Origin of the sequence: Devosia sp. (genome assembly GCF_034675085.1) — a bacterium.
Classification (GTDB): Bacteria; Pseudomonadota; Alphaproteobacteria; order Rhizobiales; family Devosiaceae; genus Devosia.
Genome location: NZ_JAUCDN010000359.1, coordinates 1 through 3,176, shown reverse-complemented (window position 1 = coordinate 3,176; position 3,176 = coordinate 1). Strand labels below are relative to the sequence as shown.

Sequence of the window (3,176 nt, the reverse complement as noted above, 5' to 3'; positions counted from 1 at the left end):
GCGCGCGCCTTTTCCGTTTCCTGCTTCAGCTTTTCCGCCTTGGTGCGGCCGAACAGGATGCGGTTCTGCTCAGCCTGCGTTTCTTTGTCGGCGCGGGCCTTGTGCTTGCGGGCGGTGCGAAGATTGATGATGTCGGCCATGGGCGATCCGTCGGGTTGCGGAGCGCTTCTTACCACATCAGGGGATGAAGGGGCAGGAAACCAGCACCACCCGCCCCTTGGCGGTGAGGATCGCCGCCTCATAGGTGAAGGCATCGGCGAAATACGAGGCTTCCACCATGATCGCGCCCGGCGAGATATGGTCGGCGAAGGCGTCGTCGAAATTGACCGTCTCGTCGGTGATCATGTCCATGGCGAAGAACTTGCCGGGTCGGGCCGTCGCCGGATCGAGGAAGGTGAAACTGGTGGGCTCCTCGATGCGCAGCAGCCCCGCCGGGGTGTAAGGCCCCTCCAGGTCCGAGGTGCAATCGAAATCACCCAGCATCTGCGCCTGCGCGGGCAGCACCAGGCCGGCCGCCAGGCTGGCGGCGAACAGCATACGGATCATGGCGTTTTCCTCCTGCCCCGACAATGGCGCGGCAGGAGGCGGCGGCCTACCCCTGTTCGGGGGCGGCTTACACCAGCCGGCTTTGATCCATGGCGGCGGCGATGAAGCTGGTGAACAGCGGATGCGGCTCGAAGGGGCGCGACTTCAGCTCGGGGTGGAACTGCACGCCGATGAACCAGGGATGGTCGGTGCGCTCCACGATTTCCGGCAGGCGCCCGTCCGGCGAAACCCCGGAGAACAGCAGGCCGTGCTTTTCCAGCACCTTGCGATATTCCATGTTCACCTCATAGCGGTGGCGATGGCGCTCGGAGATGCGGGTGGTGCCATAGATGTCGGCGACGCGGCTGCCGCGGGTGAGTTGGGCCGGATAGGCGCCCAGGCGCAGCGTGCCGCCCAGATCGCCTTCGCTGGCGCGGGTCTCGGTTTCGTTGCCCTTGGCCCATTCGGTCATCATGCCCACCACCGGCTCCTTGGTCGGGCCGAATTCGGTGGAGGAGGCCTGCTTGATGCCGGCGGTGTTGCGCGCCGCCTCGACGCAGGCCATCTGCATGCCGAAGCAGATGCCGAAATAGGGCACGTCCTTGACGCGGGCGAAGCGCGCCGCCTCGATCTTGCCGGCCGAGCCGCGCTCGCCGAATCCGCCCGGCACCAGGATGCCATGCACATGTTCGAGATAGGGCGCCGGATCGTCGCGCTCGAACACTTCCGAGTCGATCCATTGCAGATTGACCTTCACCCGGTTGGCGATGCCGCCATGGTTGAGCGCTTCGGAAAGCGACTTATAGGCGTCCTTGAGGCCGGTATATTTGCCCACGATGGCGATATTGACCTCGCCTTCGGGGTTGTGCAGGCGCTGCGAAACCTCCTCCCAGGCCGAAAGATCGGGCGCGGGCGCGTCGGTAATGCCGAAGGCGGCGAGGATTTCCCGGTCCAGCCCTTCCTTGTGATAGGCCAGCGGCACGTCATAGATGGAAGAGACGTCCAGCCCCTGGATGACGGCGCTTTCGCGTACATTGCAGAACAGGCTGAGCTTCTTCTTTTCCCCTTCGGGAATGGGCCGGTCGCAGCGCACCAGCAGCACGTCGGGCGCGATGCCGATGGAGCGCAGTTCCTTGACCGAATGCTGGGTCGGCTTGGTCTTGAGCTCGCCTGCCGAGGGGATATAGGGCATCAGCGTCAGGTGCAGATAGGCGGCGTGGCCGCGCGGCAGGTCGTTGCCGAGCTGGCGGATGGCCTCGAAAAAGGGCAGCCCCTCGATATCGCCCACCGTGCCGCCGATCTCGACCAGCACGAAGTCGAAATCCTCATTGCCTTCGAGGACGAAATTCTTGATCGCGTCTGTGACGTGGGGAATGACCTGCACGGTCGCGCCCAGGAACTCGCCCCGGCGTTCCTTGGCCAGCAATTCCGAATAGATGCGGCCGGTGGTGATGTTGTCGCGCTTATTGGCCGAGCGGCCGGTGAAGCGCTCATAATGGCCCAGGTCGAGATCGGTCTCGGCCCCGTCATCGGTGACGAAGACCTCGCCATGCTGGGTGGGCGACATCGTGCCCGGATCGACATTGAGATAGGGGTCGAGCTTGCGCAGGCGGACCTTGTAGCCGCGCGCCTGCAACATGGCGCCCAGAGCCGCCGAAGTCAGACCTTTACCCAGGGAGGAGACCACGCCTCCGGTGATGAATACGTACCGAGCCATGGGCAATCACCTTAAACACATCAGCATCGATTCGTAGAGCGGCAAGCCGGCCCTACACAAAAAAGAAGAAGGGGATGTTTCCATCCCCCTCTTGCGGTTCGCCTTGCGGCGGTCAGTTGCTCGCCGGAGCGGCCGGTTCGTCGGCCGGCGCTTCCGGCACCGGCAGGTCCGAGCTCATGGCGTTGCCATTGGCGGCGGGTGCTTCGGTGGCCGGCGTCTGGTCGGCCGGAACCGGCAGGTCGGAAGCACTCGAGCCGCCCTGCATGGCGCTCAGCGCATCCAGCGCATTGGTCGGCGCGCCTTCCTGCCCGGCGGTCGCCCGCTCGAGAATGCCCGAAGTGCCGCGATCCAGCTCCGACAGCACGGTCAGGCCGATGGCCGTCACGAAGAACAGCGTCGCCAGAACCGCCGTGGTGCGGGTCAGAAGATTCGCCGAACCGCGCGCGGTCATGAAGCCGCCGCCACCCCCGCCAATGCCCAGCGCACCGCCCTCGGAGCGCTGCAGCAGGATCACCACGATCAGCGCCAGGACGATCAGCAGATAGGCCACAATCAGGACGTTTGCCATTGTGTCTTTCGTCTATCGGTCTTTTCAAAGATGGCGCGTCATACACGCACCGCGCGGCAAATGCCAGAGGCCGGACGGAATTTCCGCCCGCCGCCGACACCGGTCCGCGATCACACAGCCGAGATAATGGTCGAGAAGTCCTTTGCCAAGAGGCTGGCGCCCCCTACCAACCCGCCATTGACATTGTCGATGGCCAGGATTTCCCGGGCATTTTGCGGCTTGAGCGAGCCGCCATAAAGAATATGGATGCGCTGGCCCGCCTCCCCGAACCGCTCCGCCAGCACCTGGCGGATCGAAGCATGCATCTGGGCAATGTCGTCATTGCCCGGCGTACGGCCGGTGCCGATGGCCCAGATCGGCTCATAG

At 64.4% G+C, this 3,176-nt stretch carries 5 protein-coding genes; all 5 read right to left on the bottom strand.

Annotated features, from left to right (window positions below; all coding sequences use genetic code 11):
- A partial coding sequence (locus VDP82_RS16195) for a DUF4169 family protein (protein WP_323015862.1) occupies nucleotides 1-140 on the bottom strand: 140 nt, incomplete at its 3' end.
- 37 nt (nucleotides 141-177) lie between these two features.
- On the bottom strand, nucleotides 178-546 hold the full coding sequence (locus VDP82_RS16190; RefSeq protein WP_323015861.1) for a hypothetical protein: 369 nt from the start codon (nucleotides 544-546) through the stop codon (nucleotides 178-180).
- A 67-nt stretch (nucleotides 547-613) separates the two neighbouring features.
- Nucleotides 614-2,242, bottom strand: a complete 1,629-nt coding sequence (locus tag VDP82_RS16185; protein ID WP_323015860.1) for a CTP synthase — start codon at nucleotides 2,240-2,242, stop codon at nucleotides 614-616.
- Between the two features lie 112 nt (nucleotides 2,243-2,354).
- A complete protein-coding gene (gene secG, locus VDP82_RS16180; RefSeq protein WP_323015859.1) occupies nucleotides 2,355-2,810 on the bottom strand; it encodes a preprotein translocase subunit SecG in 456 nt (151 codons plus the stop codon).
- A 110-nt stretch (nucleotides 2,811-2,920) separates the two neighbouring features.
- Nucleotides 2,921-3,176: triose-phosphate isomerase (locus VDP82_RS16175; RefSeq protein WP_323015858.1), on the bottom strand; the 256-nt coding region annotated here is incomplete at its 5' end.